Raw genomic sequence first — 19,847 nt, 5'->3', positions numbered from 1 at the left:
GTTGAAGCACTTTGCGATGCGCTAGTACTTGCGGACTCACTCGCACTCGTTGATGCGCTCATGGAAGCCGACGTACTTGCGGACTCTGATGCACTTGTTGAGGCGCTCATTGAGGCCGATGTACTTGCGGATTCGCTCGCACTTGTTGAGGCACTCATGGAAGCCGACGTACTTGCCGATTCACTGGCGCTAGTTGACGCACTCATGGACGCTGACGTGCTGGCGGACTCACTAGCGCTTGTCGATGCGCTCATTGAGGCCGACGTACTTGCCGATTCACTGGCACTGGTTGACGCGCTCATTGACGCAGATGTACTTGCTGACTCTGATGCGCTCGTTGATGCACTTTGCGATGCTGAAGTGCTGGCTGATTCGCTAGCACTTGTTGAAGCGCTCATCGATGCTGAGGTACTTGCCGATTCTGATGCGCTCGTTGAGGCACTCATTGACGCGGACGTACTTGCGGACTCGCTGGCACTCGTTGAGGCGCTCATGGAAGCCGACGTACTTGCGGACTCTGATGCACTTGTTGAGGCGCTCATTGAGGCCGATGTACTTGCGGATTCGCTCGCACTTGTTGATGCACTCATGGAAGCCGACGTACTTGCCGATTCTGATGCGCTAGTTGACGCACTCATCGATGCTGAAGTACTTGCAGATTCACTCGCACTTGTTGAGGCGCTCATGGACGCTGACGTACTTGCGGACTCACTAGCACTTGTTGAGGCACTCATGGAAGCCGACGTACTTGCGGATTCGCTCGCACTTGTTGAGGCACTCTGTGACGCTGAAGTACTTGCAGACTCTGAAGCACTCGTTGAAGCGCTCATGGAAGCCGACGTACTTGCTGACTCTGATGCGCTCGTTGATGCACTTTGCGATGCTGAAGTGCTGGCTGATTCGCTAGCACTTGTTGAAGCGCTCATCGATGCTGATGTACTTGCTGACTCTGATGCGCTCGTTGATGCACTTTGCGATGCTGAAGTGCTGGCTGATTCAGATGCACTTGTTGAGGCACTCATGGATGCTGACGTACTTGCTGATTCAGACGCACTCGTTGATGCACTCTGTGAGGCAGATGTACTTGCTGACTCACTCGCACTTGTTGATGCGCTCATTGAGGCAGATGTACTTGCTGATTCACTCGCACTTGTCGATGCGCTCATTGAGGCAGATGTACTTGCTGATTCGCTGGCACTTGTTGAGGCGCTCATGGATGCTGACGTACTTGCTGATTCAGACGCACTTGTTGAAGCACTCATCGATGCAGACGTACTTGCTGATTCTGAAGCACTCGTTGAGGCACTCATTGACGCGGACGTACTTGCTGATTCAGACGCACTCGTTGATGCACTCATTGACGCGGACGTGCTTGCGGATTCTGATGCGCTCGTTGAGGCACTTTGCGATGCTGAAGTGCTGGCTGATTCTGATGCACTTGTTGAGGCACTCTGTGACGCTGAAGTACTTGCAGACTCTGAAGTACTCGTTGAAGCGCTCATGGAAGCCGACGTACTTGCTGACTCACTTGCACTCGTTGATGCGCTCATCGACGCACTGGTACTTGCGGACTCTGAAGCACTTGTTGAAGCGCTCATCGATGCTGATGTACTTGCTGACTCTGATGCGCTCGTTGAGGCACTTTGCGATGCTGAAGTGCTGGCTGATTCTGATGCACTTGTTGAAGCGCTCTGTGACGCTGACGTACTTGCGGATTCGCTCGCACTTGTTGAGGCACTCTGTGACGCTGAAGTACTTGCAGACTCTGAAGCACTCGTTAAAGCGCTCATGGAAGCCGACGTACTTGCGGACTCACTTGCACTTGTTGAGGCACTCATCGACGCTGACGTACTTGCTGATTCGCTAGCGCTGGTTGAGGCACTCTGTGACGCTGACGTACTTGCTGACTCGCTCGCACTTGTTGAAGCGCTCATGGATGCCGACGTACTTGCGGACTCACTGGCGCTCGTTGAGGCACTCATCGACGCTGACGTACTTGCTGACTCGCTCGCACTTGTTGAAGCGCTCATTGATGCAGACGTACTTGCGGATTCGCTAGCACTTGTTGAAGCACTCATGGATGCCGACGTACTTGCGGACTCTGATGCACTTGTTGAAGCACTCATTGATGCAGACGTACTTGCGGATTCGCTAGCACTTGTTGAAGCACTCATTGAGGCTGACGTACTTGCGGATTCGCTAGCACTTGTTGAAGCACTTTGCGATGCACTGGTACTTGCTGACTCACTCGCACTTGTTGATGCGCTCATGGACGCAGATGTACTTGCGGATTCGCTAGCACTTGTTGATGCACTCATTGAGGCTGAAGTACTTGCGGATTCTGACGCACTCGTTGATGCACTCATGGACGCTGACGTACTTGCGGACTCACTGGCGCTGGTTGAGGCGCTCATCGAAGCACTTGTACTTGCTGACTCGCTCGCACTCGTTGAAGCGCTCATCGACGCGGACGTACTTGCAGATTCGCTAGCACTTGTTGAAGCACTCATTGAGGCTGACGTACTTGCAGATTCGCTAGCACTTGTTGAAGCACTTTGCGATGCTGACGTACTTGCTGATTCAGACGCACTCGTTGATGCACTCTGTGAGGCAGATGTACTTGCTGATTCGCTGGCACTTGTTGAGGCGCTCATGGATGCTGACGTACTTGCTGATTCAGACGCACTCGTTGATGCACTCATTGAAGCGGACGTGCTTGCGGATTCGCTCGCACTTGTTGAAGCGCTCATGGAAGCCGACGTACTTGCTGACTCGCTGGCGCTGGTTGATGCACTCATTGAGGCACTCGTACTTGCTGATTCTGATGCACTGGTTGAGGCGCTTTGCGATGCTGACGTACTTGCGGATTCACTAGCACTTGTTGACGCACTCATGGAAGCCGACGTACTTGCTGACTCGCTAGCACTTGTTGAAGCACTCATCGACGCGGACGTACTTGCGGACTCACTGGCGCTGGTTGAGGCACTTTGTGAGGCGCTTGTACTTGCGGATTCGCTCGCACTTGTTGACGCACTCATTGACGCGGACGTACTTGCCGATTCTGAAGCACTTGTTGAGGCGCTCATGGAAGCCGACGTACTTGCTGACTCGCTGGCGCTGGTTGAGGCACTCATTGAGGCACTCGTACTTGCTGATTCTGATGCACTGGTTGAGGCGCTCATTGACGCAGATGTACTTGCAGATTCGCTAGCACTGGTTGAGGCACTCATCGATGCTGACGTACTTGCTGACTCTGATGCACTCGTTGAAGCGCTCTGTGAGGCACTGGTACTTGCGGATTCACTTGCGCTGGTTGACGCACTTTGCGACGCTGATGTACTTGCGGACTCACTGGCACTGGTTGACGCACTCATGGATGCCGACGTACTTGCTGATTCTGAAGCACTCGTTGAGGCACTCATTGACGCGGACGTACTTGCTGATTCAGACGCACTCGTTGAGGCACTCATCGACGCACTGGTGCTTGCAGATTCACTGGCGCTAGTTGAAGCACTCATTGACGCGGACGTACTTGCTGATTCAGATGCACTTGTTGAGGCGCTCTGTGACGCGGACGTACTTGCTGATTCGCTGGCGCTGGTTGAAGCACTTTGCGATGCGGATGTGCTGGCGGACTCGCTAGCACTTGTTGAGGCACTCATCGAAGCTGACGTACTTGCAGACTCTGATGCACTTGTCGATGCACTCATGGATGCAGACGTACTTGCAGATTCACTTGCGCTGGTTGACGCACTCTGTGACGCTGAGGTGCTAGCTGATTCTGAGGCACTAGTTAAGGCACTCTGTGACGCGGACGTACTTGCCGACTCACTCGCACTCGTTAAAGCACTTTGTGAGGCACTGATTGAGGCACTCATCGAAGCAGACGTCCGTGCTGATGCGCTAGCACTTGTTGAAGCACTTTGTAAGGCCGACGTACTGGCTGACATACTCGCACTTGTCGAAGCAGACTGGCTAGCGGAATCTGACAGAATAGCATCATTTTTATCATCAATATCCAAACCGGCTAGAGGCGACTCATCATAACGTTGTTGATAAGCCGTATTCCCATCCGATGTCAGAATTCCACTCAGTGTTGATTCAACGATTGCTGTTGCAGTTCGAACATAAAGGTTTCGATTTGACCCTTCGGTAACAATTGTCCATTTCATATTATCCGCAACACCACCACCAATGGTTCTCCACTGCTGACGAACTGCCTTCAAATTTGAATAGGGCATTGAACTTGCTTTAGTCAATTTTGAAGTCCAATCTTCTGTTGTAATCAAATTCCCATTATCATGGTAAGTCATGGTTACAGAATTAATGGTATCATCTGATGTTACTAAAATACCAAATTCATTATTCGTATTAAAGGACGGCTTAACCGTTACTACCCAAGTAGTCTTGTTGGTTCCAGTATCATAAGAATAGGTCATCGATTGGATAATCGTATTTTTCCCACCCTCAGAAACATCTGATCCTGTCAAAGTACCTGAATAAATATACTGTCTACGACCATTTGAATCAAGATAAGTTTGAACAGCATTAGCTGTTGCTGCTAAATTGATGGCGATGCTTTGAGAACCATTTGAATTGACCACATTTCCTGTGAAACCAGTCTGTTGCATGGTGCTCATCATTTGCTCAACAGCCAAGCCTAAACGACTGCGTTGCCCTTCAAAATCTCCCTCATTTTGAGAAAGCAAAGTGTTAGCTTTTGTCAACTCAGTGCGAACAGTTTGGATGGCTTCACTAAGATCTGCGCGAGCTTGGGCATCCGTCACACTATTTAAATAACGGTCTGCCAAACTGACAAGTAATTGTGCTTCAGATGCATTTTGTTCCAGAGTAGTCTTACTCATTGAAAGCCTATTTGCTACTTCAGTTGATCCTAAGTCTTCAAGAGACAGACTAGTAGATTCACTGTAAGCAAGCGATAGTATCTCTGATGTATGTAAACTCAAAGACTCCGAAGCACTTCCAATCGCTTGAGATTCAAAATTAGACAAGGTATCTTTTACAATACTTGCTTGGCTAACAAGACTGGTCAAATCTGATGTTGAAGCAGATAAGGCAGACTCCATAGTTTCTAGACTTGGCTTAACCGAAAGAATATAACTTTCCGTATCACCTAACTGAGCTAATCGACCAAGATAGGTTCCAATTTCAGTAGACAGTGAGGTAAGCTTGGCTTCTTGCTCTTGACGCTTCTTATCCGCCTCAATACTCGCTACCACAGCAGTATTAGCTACTGCTGTAGCTTCTGAGGCCACTTCTGCTGCTTGTGCTGAGACTGTCGGTACTGACGCTCTTGTTGTTAAATCTGATAAACGTGATGTCTCATTAGTGTCTAAGCCTTCTGAACGCATTGAGACTGCACCACTCTCAGACCCCGTCTGACTCGTAGCAGTAACATGACTACTTGATGTCTCACTGGCATGCCCTGTCGCTTTTGAACCACTCATTGAAACTGAAGTAGACTCCGAAGCTTTCTGTGAAGCCGAAGCACTGGTGCTGGCTGACTCACTCGCACTTGTCGAAGCTGACATACTAGCAGAGGTTGAGACTGAGGTCGAAAGGCTCACTGATACTGACGCAGAAGCCTGATGACTTGCTGATAGCGATAGCGAGACTGAGTCTACTGAGTTTGATACTGAATCTGTGGCTGAGGCTGACTGGCTAACAACATCCCCTCTGACTGCAGATTCTGTAATAGCTCCAGAATGACCCAAAACCGCTGAATCAGAAGCTGCCAAAACATCTGTCGTCGGACTAACCGTATGCTCTACCGCTGATGGACTTGTTGCTTCATCAGCTTGAACCACATAAGTCGCTACTCCTCCACCTAGTAGAGCTCCAGTCGCGGCTACTCCCTTTAAAAGTCTGTCACTTGTGATTAAAGGTACTTCTTCCTCAACTTGATGAACTGATACAGATGACGCATCCACACGACCACTTATTATCTTAAAAAGCCCAAAGTGAGAGGTTGCGGCACGTAACCAATGTTTCCCTGACTTTACCAATTTAAAACGTGTCACACGATCAGTTTCTCGGTACTGACCCTCATTTCTTCTAAAAAACATATATAAACCTTTTCATTTATTTTTTATTTCTATATCTTTTTCATAAGCATATTATCCTATTTTATCATAAAAATAGTCAAAAAATTAGTACTATAACTTATTTTTCAAACTTTATTATTCTCAACTTTTTTGTAAATCAAAGAAACATAAAAAATCCCTCAGAAACTTAATGTTTGAGGGAAAATTACTTTATAAAAATAGTCAGTTTAATCCCATTAATCTATGATAATCAACTATAACTAATGATAAGAGATAACCATCATGACCAATAGAACAACAAATAATGCAGAACTAAGCCCCAGAGTTAGGCCCTTTAGAAGAGTTTGGCTCGCCCAGTAACTGGTCCTACCAATATTACTCGTGGCATCACTCGAAAAAATCTGAATTTGCCTAGGCTGCAGTGTTACAGTAATAATAAGTGACACACTTAAAATGATGAGTAAAATCATAAAGAATATTTGCATAGACTACCTCAACATACCTATTAAAGTAAAAATTAAACTAATTATAATAACAAAGCCTAACATAAAAAAGAAAATCTTATTTATTTTCTCGCCCCTAGTTTCTTTTTCCTTCACTATGGGCTTTTGTTTTAGCTCCTCCATACGGCCTTCAACCGCATTATGAAATAAGTCTTTATTTGTCATATTTCTCTCTTTCCTATGGGAAGTAGGTCACGATATTACCATCCTCACTAACAAGCACTTGACTGAGTAAAAGATTGCGAACCATGTCTTTTTTGATCTGCTTCTTCATGGTTTCAAAACCTGCAAATGCTTCCTGATAATATTCAACAATTGGATTCTTCTGACTAGCCGTTTGACTCCCAATAGCTTGTTGGAGTTGTTGTAAATAGTCAACCTGTTCAATCCAATTATCATCAATAGCCTTAAGAAGTGATAGACATTGGAAATATCCAAAAAGATCGATGGTGTCTAATTGTTTCTTTTTATCATCTATTTCCCTATAAGCAAACTGATAGATAAGTTCAGCCACAGCTTCGACATCATCAATATCCAGATCATCTGGAATTTTCTCAATATGAAAACTAATGTTTTTGAGAATAAAGTGATACAACTTCTCCTTCTCGCTAAGATCTTCTTCAACCAGGGCAATATCAATATAGTCATCAAGAACCTGCTCAATGGTATCTGTTAAATCCTGATCTTGATTAATAAGGTGATTTCGTTGGGCATAAATGAGTTCCCGTTGAATGTTCATACTCTCAGCATATTCTAGTGTTTGCTTACGTGAAAAACGTGCCGCACTGTCACTAGCTCTTTGCGCCTTCTCAACCAAACGTCTGTAGCGTCGCCCTACTAATTCTATACTCTCAGTTTTCTCATCAATAGTGTAGTCTTTATAATATTTATGTACCCAGTTAGGGCCATACTTTTTGATAACATCATCTTCAAGTGAAACAAAAAATTTAGACATTCCAGGATCTCCCTGACGTCCTGAACGTCCTCTGATTTGTAAATCAATACGCTGACTTTCCATACGTTCAGTCCCAATGACAACAAGACCACCTAATTCGGCGACTCCAGGTCCCAACTTAATATCGGTCCCTCGTCCCGCCATAGAAGTAGCTACCGTGACAGCACCCATCTGACCTGATTCAGCTATCATCTCAGCTTCTCTAGGAGCATTATTAGCATTTAAAAGATTGTGGGCAATTCCTTCCCTTAGGAGAAGGTTAGAATATAATTCAGACATTTCAACCGAACCAACGAATATTAGGAGAGGATTCCCTTTTCGATGATAATGCTTTACATACTCTAGGGAAGCATAGATCTTTTCTGGTAAAGTTACATAAAGATTGTCTGGATAATCTATCCTTTGTTTCGGACGATTGGTCGGAATTTGAACAACTTGCATTCCGTAAGTATCCAAAAATTCTTTTTCTGCGGTCTTACCAGTCCCAGTCATACCTGAAATCTTTTTGAACTTACGAAAAAGGCTTTGATAGGTGACAGAAGCCATGGCACGTGTTTCGGGAGATAACTTTACAAGCTCCTTGGCTTCAATTGCCTGATGCATGCCTCCTTGGAGTTTGGTCAATTCCATCAAGCGTCCAGTCGCTTTATCTAAAAGAACAACTTCTGGTCCATCTTTTCCTTGACGAACAATATAATCTTTATCCTTTTTGAATAGGGTATGAGCTCGGAGAGCATAAATAAGGTGACGCGCAAATGTAGCATTCTCTTTGGCATAGAGGTTACTAATTCCTAGATAATTTTCAGCTAACTTTGCACCTTTAGTTGTCAGCCAAACTTCACCCTTTTCTTCCTTGAAAATATAGTCCTGATCCTCAACCAATGTCGTCATGAGTGTATTAATCATAGCATAATAGTTGGATTGAACACGAGGAGAACCTGAAATAACCAAGGGAGTTTGCGCACTATCCAGTAAGACGGAATCAACCTCATCAATAATAGCAAAGTTAAAAGGACGCATGTATTTACCGTCTTTATTCGAAGCTAGATTGTCAATAAGATAGTCAAAGCCCAAACCACTATTTGTCGTATAGATAATATCAGAAGCGTAAATCTCCCTTTTTTCAAAGGTATCAAGTTCTTCACCATCCTCTGCAAAAGGAACGCCAATGGTTAGACCTAGAAACTCGTAAACCTGTCCCATTTCTTCAGCATCACGTTTTGCTAAGTATTCGTTTGTCGTTACAAGTATTGCTCCTTGTCCTGTCAGTGCATTTAAGTAAACTGGCATGGTTGCTGTTAAGGTCTTACCTTCTCCTGTACTCATCTCAGCAATATTTCCCTGATGCATAACGATTGCTCCCATAACCTGAACATCATAGGGAAACATACCTAATACACGCTTAGCTGCTTCACGTACTACTGCGTAAGCCTCTGGTAATAAATCATCTAAACTTTCGCCTTTGTCTAGCCGTTCTCTAAATTCAGTAGTTTTATCTTTTAATGACTGGTCATCCAGTTGTGCCATCTGCTCAGCCCAACCATTAACTTGCTTGAGTACACTTTTTACTGGTTTTAAAGGATTTAAAGAATTAAACATTTTCTTCTCCTACTTCAGTGATTGTCATTCCCTTAAAATCCAATTCTACCATTCCAGCACTCAAGAGGGAGATGGAATAATTGTAGGCTTCATGAGGATAGACGAAGGTGAAAGATTGTTTTTTTTCAATCATCTGCTTAACTTCCTCACCATAACGATTTAAGAAGCTTAATTTAAGATAAACCGTACCTTCAGGAACTGTTGTAAATTGTGATTCGAGACGATAAATATATCCCTTTTTTAACAAAGGTAAGCTAGGTTGCTTTCGACTCGCCTGATAATTTTGAATAGCCAGCCAGGAATGAATCTCAGTTCCTGATGCTATCAAGGGGTTACTGAAATTGACTGAGCCATCTGGATGATGTTCAATTTGGGAACCAAACATATAGGATCTCACATTCGTTCCCCATTGAATCTGAGAGTTATTCTTATGAATCATGTTCATCCCTTTCTTCCAAAATCATTTTCTAAAATCATACGATAAAAATTGAGAAACCAAGCTGTCGCAGTTGAATGGTCATCATTATGTCGTCCAGAAGTTCCCTTGCTAAGAATTCGTGCTCCCGAAGAATATAGGACTTTAGTAATATCCTCGAAGGCTGTTGGGTCCATATCCTCATCTTTCATGTAAGAAACCCCAAAGGTCGTGTTTGAGAAGTCTGCTTTTTCAAACTTATCCCAGAACTTCTGATTAAGGGCCTCGACGCCTTCATTGTCCAAACGTCCCGTCTGCAAATGCAAGACATCAATTCCTGTCGGGAAAACCTCTGGTGCCAAAAGTCTGGCACGATTACCGATGGTACCAACATTGGCTAGAGGTTTAGACATGATAATGGCATGAGGTTCAAAGTCCGCACCATAGTACATAGATGGGAAAGTTCCCATGGACATCCCAGAGAGAATAAGTTGATCACTGTCAAAGCCTAGGTAATCCAAATAATGTTGGATAGTATCCTTGATACTATTTTCAAGCTCTTCAGTTCCCATGTAGAAAGCTCCCCCCTCTAGGCGAGGATCAGAAAATAGCAGGAAAGGTGTCTCCATAGCCCTCATCATACCAAATCCTTCAAAACCTTCGGCAGGACGAAAACCTGAAAAGTAGACGGACAGCGGTGGCTTGAAATCCCCAGGATAAAAGAAATAATTGATTTCCTGACGTTTACTATCATGGAGAATCCCCCCACCCAATACAAACTTTCCAAATTGAAAACGTGTCCATCGTTGATGGAAATTCCCAACTCTTAGAGCACCATTTCCTTTAGCTTCTAAAGTTGCTGATAAAATATAAGTTCTCCCCTGATCTAAAACAATGGCACCTTTACGCATTTCTTCCTCGCTAACTACAATTGTTCTCACGATTTCTGAAACTGAACCTTCAGGAATAATGCGCAGCACTAATCGGCATTGACAGGTCTGAGCCTTCTCAAATTCTAACCAAAGTTCAACAGGGAAATCCTCAGCTACTCGAATATTAAAACTCCAGTTAAGAATAGGCTTAAAGGAATCGCCGTAATTCCCATCTAAAGAGATACTTTCAAAACCATTATAAATAACTTTCCCTTCGAATCGAGGATGAACCTGAATCTGATAAGGGAACAATTTATCACCATATTGTCCAGCGAAAAGTGCCTTAGACAGGGTATCTAGCAGATCTTGCTTATCTGAAAAATCTGCTGGTATAGCACAAATTTCTTTCAGAAAGCGACCTACTCGATGGTCCTCTATCAAAAGGTCAGCATCATAAAAGATGGTATAAGGAACTAAGCTCTTACGCAAGTCCATCAGCATGAGTAAGGATTCCTGACTATCAACAAGGACCGCATTAAAATTTCTTAGTTTAGCTTGTTTCAAACATTGGAGAATATCACTAGAAAGCCCAGCACGAAGGTAGAAAAAACGAACATTATCGGGGAGCTCATAAGTATTTGACCAATTATCTCGTCCAACCTGCAAAATGCTAATTTTAGACATACTTATCCTCCTTCAAATAGTGCTCCCATTTTTCAACAAAACGCTCTCCTGTATTTTCTCTGATTTTCTCAATCGCTTCAATTAAAGCTTGATTCCAGTACTTTAACTGATCAAGATAATAAGATGCCGCCTCCTCAAATTGTGTTACTTCTTCTAGGATATAACCATTTTTCAAATGTGTTACATAGTCCGAAGTGACCCTATTTATCTGTGGAATCCCAGCACTAATGCCTGCAATTTGAGTATAACGATGTGGTTCCAAGCTGAGATCAACAATAAGACGGGTATACTCAAATTCTTTAATCAAGGCTGTCTCATCAATCAAATTAACAAAATCATAACGATACTCAACTTCCTCATTTTCAGCGAGGTAGTTTTCTGCACTTTGATTATCTTTTATGTGTTTGAATTTTTTCTTATTCAGTTTTTCAGAGATAAGGTGCTCTACTTCTTCCTTAAATGTATCAAAATCATGCGGATTCGCATTGAAAGTTCCAAATACAATATGAGTATTCTGATGATTTGCTACAAAATCTAAAACCTGATAGATAGCTTCCCAACTGATATCATCTAAATTTACCTGATAATAGAGTTTAGATGACTTAAGACGTTGGCTCTTTCCAAGTGCTAGACGGGTATCATAAGATGCCATATGCTGAATCTTCTCAGCTTGCTCTGGAAATAGTTTTCTTAATTCTGTAGAAAAGTCCTGAGAATCACTAATAATCAGATCAACAAGTTGCAAATAAGAAGCATAATCCTCTATAGAGTCATTTTGATTGCGTTCTTTGAAGTAGGTCAAGATTTTCTGATTAGCCTCTGGTAGATGACTATAAAGAGTTTGATTCAGATTACTTTTCGACGCAACGACAAAGCAATCCGAAGGCGTCAATTCTTGAGCAATATAAGCATCAAAAAACTCCCAAATGACTTCTTCCATACTGATATAGTAATTTTTCTTAAAACGATGATCTGTTCTTGGATTACTTACGATCCCTCGTCCATCAAAGAAATGACAAAGTTGCCAAATGCCATCTTCATTCAAATAATCTCGGTGTGTTGCCTGACCATTTTCAAAATGAAGGATACTGGAAACAAATCCTCTGTCATCATAAATTTCTTCTCTTAAAATCAGGCCATCCTGATAATATCGAATAAGACTCAAATATCCTTCTGGTCCCAACTCTATTTCGGCAAAACGCTGATGATGTTTCTCAACAACAATAATGAAGGGGGTAAAAATAAAGTCACAATCATCATCCCAATCCAAGTCAGATACTTGTAGGCAACGCATGGGCTGATCTTTGATTCCTTGAATAGCATCAAACACTGAAAAATGCGACACTTCTAAGAGATCAAAGCGGTGCAGAAAATAACGTAAATGTGGTTGATAAGCTAAAAGTAATAATCTAGGCGACATCGCTTGGCCTTGAAAAATACGTGCTTGGTGTAAAGTATCATCAAATTCTATTTTCGAGGTTCTAAAATACCACGGTGTTAAGTCAGGTTGCCAAAACTCTGCCCCTTGACCGTACCAAGCCGGAATTAAATAATACATATGTTCTCCCATTTTTTATGAATTCAAAATAATTAACGATATATTAAGGATGATAGGTAGGCAGGTCAAAAAGATCACCAGACTACCTATCACTCTCAAATGAACAATTGAGGTGATATAAATAATTTTAACTTTTAATCTAGTCAAATAAACCTTTATAGGATTCATTTAGGGTCATAGCCGCAATTTCTTCGCGTACATTGTATACCATTCCACTGTAAATCAAAAACATTCCAGGAATCATACTGAGTTGTAAGTACTGCGGATTAATAAGCACAATCATCATAGGGCCACCTGCCATGATAACTGTATAAATTGCCCCAATAACAGCAAATTTCATGACAACTTTATTGATATAACGGCTTGTATCAGGGCCAGGATAAACATTGTAAATGTACTCTCCTGATTTTCGCATGCGTTCTGCAATTTGTTCACCACTAACGTTTACGAAAGCAAAAGCAATCCCCAAAACAAATAAGACCACTTGATAGAGAACAAGCCAAATCGGATGTCCCACTGTCAGAGCTTCAATCCAAGTATTTGTCCAACTGTTTTTAGGAAATAAAATCTGAATCAAGATAAGAAGATATTGAGGAATAGAGACTAGAGAAATTGCGTACATGAAGGGCATCCCACCTGCTGGGGTAAGCATAACATCAAGATAGGAATACTGGCTAAAACGATTATGAATATTAACCTTATTGATGGGAATGCGATACCGTGCTCTTTGGACAATAACTGCAATATATAAGAAGAGCAAACCCATGATAATCAGAGAGAGAATAATCGGTAATCCTATATGTAGTCGTGTAATACTCTCTCCAATTTGCCTAGGTAGATTAGCAACCATACTGGCCATCAAAATGACAATAGAACCTCCTATACCAAAGAAAGAATTCAAATCCGATAGCCAGACTAAAAAGAAGGTTCCCGCAATTAGAAGGATAGTGTTCGTTAGGATAGCCAATCCTTTAGGAATTCCTACTTCAATCGGAAGGCTTAGAGACACCGCTAAAGACTGGATGAGAGCGATGGCAAAGGTCAAATACATTTTGCGTCGATCCTGTATTTCTATTGGTAGCTTACTTAAACCAGACTTTTTTGAAAACGAAAACATCTGCCAAAGAATCATGGCTGACATCCAAGGGGACAAGCCCACAGAAAAAAGTGAAAATGAACTTAAATTACCACCCATCATAGCACTTGTGAAGGCTATCGAATTGGATAACCCTCCTAAGAGTTTTGGGTACTTCAAATCTATAAATGGTAAGACTAAATGGCTTCCCAAAACATAAATAAAGAGGAAAAGAACTGTCCAAGATAAACGTTTAAAAACAATAGATTGTAATATTTTTTTCATTAGCAGCCACTCTCCTCCTTCTCACTAATACGCTTAGCAACCAATTGATTAATAGCATTCACCATCAATTCAGGATTTTCATGTAAAAAAATAGCTTGATAAGATTGATTTGGAGCTTGTGTATTCTCAAAAGTTAGTAAAGGAAGCTGATTTTGAGTTACGTACCCATAGATTTCTGGTAATTTATCATAATGATTAATATCCAGATAGAAATCAACTTTAGATAGCTCATATTCAACAAGCAAAGGATAGGTATTTTGATAAAGGGTTACATTTGGATGGCGAGATAACACTAAAAGTTCTGTAGCCATATAGGTATAGGCAGCGATGATAAAATGAACCTGAGGCAGATGCTGAACTAAGTATTCAATCTGTTCCAATAAGTAGGAGTTCGTCAAAGTATAACACGTCAACACGGTAGATTCACGGTTAGATTCTAACTCAAAGCCCCGATTTGTCCATGTTTTCAAAATTTGAGACCATTCCATGAGACAGTACCGCCACCAAACCTCACGCAGTCGTACTACTGAAAACTGATTCCACGGTTTATCCGGAGAAATATAATGTAAAATCAAAGGTAGTGGTTCAAGAGGAATTTCAAAAACAAAACGATGACCTCCCTCGGCTGCACCAGCATCAAAACCAATTTGAAAATTATAAGTATCAGGTAAATTCAGGTAGCGGTCTTCAAATACCATATTGAGTATTGATTGATCACCCTCTCCTACATTTGCGTGCTCCCGTTCAGTTATATCCACTAGTTTTTGACGGATATGTTCCTCTTTCCATAAACGATTGTTAATTAGCAATACACCTGCATTAAAACCAACACCGGCACCAAAACAAGAACGAACAGCTCCGACATAATTGTCTCCCAATTCCTGTTCAAAAAGACTATCTAGATTACCTGTGACTATCAAATCACTATCAAGATAAAGTACCTTATCTTCATGTACGAAATCAGGTATAAAATAACGCGCAAAGGTCATATGGTTGATATGTCCCAGTTTGTTCGTCCAATTCATCTGGAACTGTGGTCCAATCAACTTAATATCAAGAAGCTCTCCTCCGAGTCTCTCCACATGCTCTCTCGTGGCACGGAACCACTCGACTGGGATATCTTGATTAAAAAGGTATATTTTAAGCTGACGATTGTGATAACAAAGAGATTTTAAAGCGGTCTCTATTTGACGAATATAAGCATAATCTCCTGCCAATACTACTGCATTTTTATTATTCATATATCTTTCTTATTCTACCGGCAAACGAGATAAGTCTGCCACGATTTGTTTGGTGTAGGTTTCATCTTCGATGAATTCAATATCTTGGTCAAAGTTATACTCCGCCGTGTGTTTGTGTTTGAGTTTAACTTTTGTTGTCGCACCCATTTTTAGCCATTCATATTCAGAGTCAATATGTCCAATATCCAAGGCTTGATAGCCATCTTTAGCTAGATTTGCAACTAATACTTTAGCCGTTGGGCCCAACATGATAAGTATAAGATGATTATCCGCATACTTACGAATTGTTGACTCAATAGCATCCACATCCTTATAAGCACAATGAGAAGAGCAGACAATACGTTTGATAGATAAGGCCTGATCGAATAAATCATTACCAACCCCGGAACGAGATGTTGCTCCTTCTACTATTAAGAGATTTTTGTTTTCCCATAACCTTTTTAGCTTTTCAAACTGCGACTCGGCTTTTGTTTTATCTAAAAAATCAATATAAGGACGTGAGATAAAGGTTGAACCATACCATGGTGCCGGTGCAATTTGACGATAAAAATCATCATAATGATCCAAATGCTTTTTCCAAAAATCTTCTGCCCACCACGTAAATTTGAAGCGATCTTCGAAAGCATCTGGCAAACAGACTAAGAGTTTTTCTGAACTGTTCATTCCAACCAACTCACGTAGAGTTCGTGCTAGTTCAGGATGATAATCTTGGTAGGCGATAGAATGGCCAGCTATTAGATTGATTTCACCATCTCCAAAACGAATGACAGATGAATGATTTTCCCTAATGAAGTCCAGACTCTCATCAATGGACTTAACCGTTGGTAGAGGGAGAATTTGAGGCAAACTTCCTTCACTATCAAACTTTTCAATAGCAGTGATCAACTCCTGTGGTCGCTCACTTGAAAAAAGAAACTGCCCATGGTTCCCGTGTTGGGTTTTATAAAAACCAAAACTAGGAATCCCCGCCAATTCTACCTGTGATAGAATATCACCAGCTTCATCGCCATGATTAATATCCAAATAAATATCCGCACTATGGATCAACTGGCTCAACTGCTCCTGATTGATCGCAGGATACAAACTAACATTGGGATGTTGCTTTAATTCGACTAACTTAGGTCCCATAGCTGTCCAAGCACCGATATGAAACTGCACAAATGGAAGAGCACAGACCAGTTCTTCGATCGACTCGAGATCTTGCGTTTGGGTCATGGTTAAGGAGTGCAATCGTGGAAGCTCGTGAACTTCTCCCCATTCACCTGTCTTTATACGCTCTTTAATGAGTGAATGCATTTGTTCAATCGTGTTGACCTCTAACTGCGCTTGCTCACTATGTCTAGTTTCTGGGAAGGACAAGATCGGTTTCCCTGTTTTCGCATAAGCCGCCAAGGTTGCTTGATCAGCAGTACCATAGTTAATATCTAAATAGGCAGCAGAACGATTGATAAGTTCTTCCAATACTGGAGGGACGACTTCTGGATACAATCTCACATTTTCATATTTTGCAAGACACATCAATTCCTCTCCCATTTCCGTATAGGCAGCAATATGGAACAAGGCCTTCGGATGTCCCTGAATCAATTCCTCAAGGTTTTTGAAGGATTGAGAATTGGTCAAATTGAACAGATGGAGCTCATAATCTGGATCCATCTCTATCTGGAAGTCCCCCATATGGTGAGACAAGACCTGACTGTAATCCATGTCGTGGAAAGCCCACCATAATTGGCGGAAACGATTGGCACTTAGTGTCGCCCATGGTTTTCGGTGTGAGACAAAATGCACAACATAGGGATCTTCACTATCTTTAAAGTGATTTGGCCAATGACTCATAAAAGCAGTCACGTCATGACCAACTTGGAGGTTCATCCTTTTATCCAAGGCTAACCATCTATCACGAAAGACCTTATTAAAGATTGTCTGATCCCCATTAAATTTAGGAATATTTCCTTCTAGTGCTTGCTGGAGTAAGCCATTCGTCTCATTCACCAACTGCTCTGTCATATTTTCTCGTTTCCACAAACCATTGTCAATTAATAAGACACCGGAATTAAAACTTTGGTTATCTGTGTCCATCACGGCTGCAATCGGGTGGCCCTTCATATCTATTTCAAAGATATCCTCTAAGTTCTTTAGAACCAGCAAATCCGCATCGAGATACAGCACCTTTTCCTCTGAGATATACTTCGGAATAAAGTAGCGGGAATAAGCATCCAGACTAATATGTTCCTGAGTCCACCAGGTATCCTTCACATCGTCTGGATTCAATTTGACATCAATGAGGTCGCCCCCTAAGAGCTGAGCCATCTTCCGTGGTTTTCGAAACCAGTCTGGAAGGATATCTCGATTCAAAACATAAATTTTCACATTTTTATTGTGATAAAAGATAGATTTTATAGTCGTCGATAACTGAGCGGTAAAGTTCTGATTTCCTGCTAGAACAATCGCCCGACTTTTTGTATCATGCATGAAAACTCTTCTCCTTGATCCGTTTTTTTACCAGTACTTGCTGATAAGCTTCCATGTCTCCATGTTTTAAGGTCTCTTCTTCATGAATGGCCAATCGCCACTTGTAAGCAGCAATTTCTGCATCTATTAAGCCCTTTGGAGCTCCGATCAATTGAAGAATCATCATGCGTTCTTCGATACTTTGTAACGGATAAACATCTGCAAGATTAACCGTTTTGGTCACACTTGTCTCACGTTTACGATGCAGATAGATGGCCCGGTTCATATAGACAATTTTATCAGCTTGTAGATAGACCTTGTAGGTCGTATAATCATCCTCTACCGTTTTATCTGTTGGATAAACAATCTCTTTAAACAATTCCGCCTTATAAAGCTTTGCCCAAGGGACCGTGAAACATTGGCTCAGATTATACTGCCCATCATATTGATGTTGGAACCACTCAAAAGGAGAATAGACACGCTCAAAATAATCATTTCCCCCAACATGGATTAAAAAGTTCCCCTCTTCTTCCATAAATTGAGTGAAATTTCCAATTGCAATATCTGCATCTGCTTTTTTCAGCAAATGATATAAACTCTCGATATGATCCAGTTCCAACCAATCATCGTTATCCACAAAGAGAATGTAGTCTCCCGTCACCGCTTCTAAAGCACGATTCCGACTAGATCCAACTCCTCCATTAGGCTTATGATAGACCTTCACTCGAGGGTCCTGAATCTTGTAGCGTTGGCAAATAGCGGCAGAACCATCCGTTGAACCATCGTTGACTAAGATAATTTCTAAATTTTGATAGGTCTGTTGGATGATACTATTTAAGCAATTTTCAAGATAGGCCTCTGAATTATATACAGGGACGATGACACTAATTTTTTCCTTCACTTATTTCAACCTAATTCATACCTGATTTAACTCAATTGAGCTAAATATTCTTGAATAACACCAATCATATCATCAATATCCTCTACATGAAAACAGTGACTATCCCCTTCAATCTCACAATGATTGGTAACATCAAAAGAAAAGATAGGTTTTTTCAACGCAGTAACCTTTTGAATAATATCATAAATCTCTTCATGATAATTGATATCCAAATAAAAATCCAATTTATCCAACACAGCTTGAGCATTGTACCGTGTAAAACGAGGATAAAGCGAAACATTGGAGTAGGCTTCTAAAGCAATTACACTAGGAGCAAAATTTGTGTAAGCAAGGATATTAAATTGAACATTTGGCAATGCTTCCACCAATGTTTCAATATGTTCCATAGCTGCCGAATTCGTAAATACTGCTGTTTGGAATTTGGGCCTTCCTACCAAATCCTTGAAATGACGTTTGGTAATATCCTTTCGTAACAAGATTTCAGACCATTCCAGACCATAATAAAACCACCAGATATCCCGACAACGATTCAAATTCCACTGATACCAAGGCTTCTCTCCCGCATAGTGAATGATTACTGCGTCCTTCTCCAGCTGGTCTGCCTTATCATACCATTCAGGGACGTTAAAGGTGTGAGCAAACGTATCCATACCAACCATTACATTGTAGACTTCTGGTAGTTTTTTCCAACGTCCTTTAAAATAACGATTAAGGATTCCTTGATCTCCAAACTCCTCTTGATGATAGCGATTCGTCAATTCCAGCAACTGATGGCTAGCTTTTTCTTCTCTCCAAAGCACAGTATTCACAAGGAGCACACCTGCATTAAACTTAGAAGCATCTAAGCCATCCGTAACTGCGGCCAAAGCATGATTTTCTATATCTTCTTCGAAGAGAGGTGTCAAATCTCCAGTGACAACAATATCAGAATCTAGATAAAGTGCTCGGTCTTCTGTAACAACATCTGCAATAAAATAACGATAAAAGGTAGCATAACTTAAATGATCCATGGGTAGCGAATACCCTTTTATCTGATCAGAAGAAATCTTAATATTCCGAATTTGTGATTGAACAGACTCTAATCTTCTCCCCATCAACCAGAACCACTCCTGAGGGAGATTGTCATTGATCACATAAAAAATAATTTGACTGTTTGTCGCAACAATAGATTTTATAGTTACCTCTAGCTTTTCCATGTAACCATTATCACCAGCAAGTACGATTGCCCTTTGCACTGAATTTTCCC

General features: G+C 41.7%; 11 protein-coding genes and 2 pseudogenes. All 13 read right to left on the bottom strand.

What is annotated here, in order from left to right:
* Nucleotides 1-452 precede the first annotated feature (452 nt).
* A pseudogene (locus V471_RS11460) lies at nt 453-3,284 on the bottom strand (hypothetical protein); the annotation flags it as partial.
* A gap of 2,610 nt (nt 3,285-5,894) precedes the next feature.
* Nucleotides 5,895-6,086, bottom strand: a pseudogene (locus V471_RS11415) (accessory Sec-dependent serine-rich glycoprotein adhesin); the annotation flags it as partial.
* A 239-nt stretch (nt 6,087-6,325) separates the two neighbouring features.
* Entirely contained in the window at nt 6,326-6,535 is a 210-nt protein-coding gene (gene asp5, locus V471_RS05850) for an accessory Sec system protein Asp5 (RefSeq protein ID WP_013990279.1), read from the bottom strand.
* A gap of 18 nt (nt 6,536-6,553) precedes the next feature.
* Nucleotides 6,554-6,733, bottom strand: coding sequence for an accessory Sec system protein Asp4 (gene asp4 / locus V471_RS05845; RefSeq protein WP_045772255.1), 180 nt, complete (start codon nt 6,731-6,733; stop codon nt 6,554-6,556).
* Nucleotides 6,734-6,746: 13 nt separating this feature from the next.
* Nucleotides 6,747-9,122 carry an accessory Sec system translocase SecA2 gene (gene secA2 / locus V471_RS05840; protein ID WP_013990278.1) on the bottom strand — a complete coding sequence of 792 codons (2,376 nt, stop codon included), beginning with the start codon at nt 9,120-9,122 and terminating at the stop codon, nt 6,747-6,749.
* Entirely contained in the window at nt 9,115-9,561 is a 447-nt protein-coding gene (asp3, locus tag V471_RS05835; RefSeq protein WP_013990277.1) for an accessory Sec system protein Asp3, read from the bottom strand. The genes secA2 and asp3 overlap by 8 nt, the downstream gene beginning before the upstream one ends.
* Nucleotides 9,562-9,563: 2 nt before the next feature.
* Nucleotides 9,564-11,093, bottom strand: coding sequence for an accessory Sec system protein Asp2 (asp2, locus tag V471_RS05830; protein ID WP_045772254.1), 1,530 nt, complete (start codon nt 11,091-11,093; stop codon nt 9,564-9,566).
* A complete protein-coding gene (gene asp1, locus V471_RS05825; protein WP_084871214.1) occupies nt 11,086-12,651 on the bottom strand; it encodes an accessory Sec system protein Asp1 in 1,566 nt (521 codons plus the stop codon). The genes asp2 and asp1 overlap by 8 nt, the downstream gene beginning before the upstream one ends.
* Before the next feature lie 139 nt (nt 12,652-12,790).
* Complete coding sequence (gene secY2 / locus V471_RS05820) at nt 12,791-14,011, bottom strand: accessory Sec system protein translocase subunit SecY2 (RefSeq protein ID WP_084871213.1); 1,221 nt, start codon at nt 14,009-14,011, stop codon at nt 12,791-12,793.
* Nucleotides 14,011-15,252: a glycosyltransferase family 8 protein gene (locus tag V471_RS05815; protein WP_084871212.1), complete on the bottom strand. Its 1,242-nt coding sequence runs from the start codon at nt 15,250-15,252 to the stop codon at nt 14,011-14,013. Before V471_RS05815 ends, secY2 begins: the two co-directional genes overlap by 1 nt.
* 9 nt (nt 15,253-15,261) lie before the next feature.
* Entirely contained in the window at nt 15,262-17,721 is a 2,460-nt protein-coding gene (locus V471_RS05810; RefSeq protein WP_073687070.1) for an SP_1767 family glycosyltransferase, read from the bottom strand.
* Complete coding sequence (locus V471_RS05805; RefSeq protein WP_084871211.1) at nt 17,714-18,601, bottom strand: glycosyltransferase family 2 protein; 888 nt, start codon at nt 18,599-18,601, stop codon at nt 17,714-17,716. Before V471_RS05805 ends, V471_RS05810 begins: the two co-directional genes overlap by 8 nt.
* Before the next feature lie 26 nt (nt 18,602-18,627).
* Nucleotides 18,628-19,836 (bottom strand): glycosyltransferase, encoded by a 1,209-nt coding sequence (locus V471_RS05800; RefSeq protein WP_073687073.1) that lies wholly within the window; start codon nt 19,834-19,836, stop codon nt 18,628-18,630.
* Between the last annotated feature and the right edge of the window lie 11 nt (nt 19,837-19,847).

This window comes from Streptococcus salivarius (genome assembly GCF_002094975.1).
In the GTDB taxonomy this organism is placed as follows: Bacteria; Bacillota; Bacilli; order Lactobacillales; family Streptococcaceae; genus Streptococcus; species Streptococcus salivarius_D.
Note: the sequence above shows the minus strand (reverse complement) of the source record. Positions and strands in the feature narration are given on the sequence as shown.

Bases quoted from the DNA above. Each gene is read 5' to 3' on its own strand.
- asp5 (WP_013990279.1), bottom strand. From the start codon at position 6,535: ATGATTTTACTCATCATTTTAAGTGTGTCACTTATTATTACTGTAACA.
- asp4 (WP_045772255.1), bottom strand. From the start codon at position 6,733: ATGACAAATAAAGACTTATTTCATAATGCGGTTGAAGGCCGTATGGAG.
- secA2 (WP_013990278.1), bottom strand. From the start codon at position 9,122: ATGTTTAATTCTTTAAATCCTTTAAAACCAGTAAAAAGTGTACTCAAG.
- asp3 (WP_013990277.1), bottom strand. From the start codon at position 9,561: ATGATTCATAAGAATAACTCTCAGATTCAATGGGGAACGAATGTGAGA.
- asp2 (WP_045772254.1), bottom strand. From the start codon at position 11,093: ATGTCTAAAATTAGCATTTTGCAGGTTGGACGAGATAATTGGTCAAAT.
- asp1 (WP_084871214.1), bottom strand. From the start codon at position 12,651: ATGTATTATTTAATTCCGGCTTGGTACGGTCAAGGGGCAGAGTTTTGG.
- secY2 (WP_084871213.1), bottom strand. From the start codon at position 14,011: ATGAAAAAAATATTACAATCTATTGTTTTTAAACGTTTATCTTGGACA.
- V471_RS05815 (WP_084871212.1), bottom strand. From the start codon at position 15,252: ATGAATAATAAAAATGCAGTAGTATTGGCAGGAGATTATGCTTATATT.
- V471_RS05810 (WP_073687070.1), bottom strand. From the start codon at position 17,721: ATGCATGATACAAAAAGTCGGGCGATTGTTCTAGCAGGAAATCAGAAC.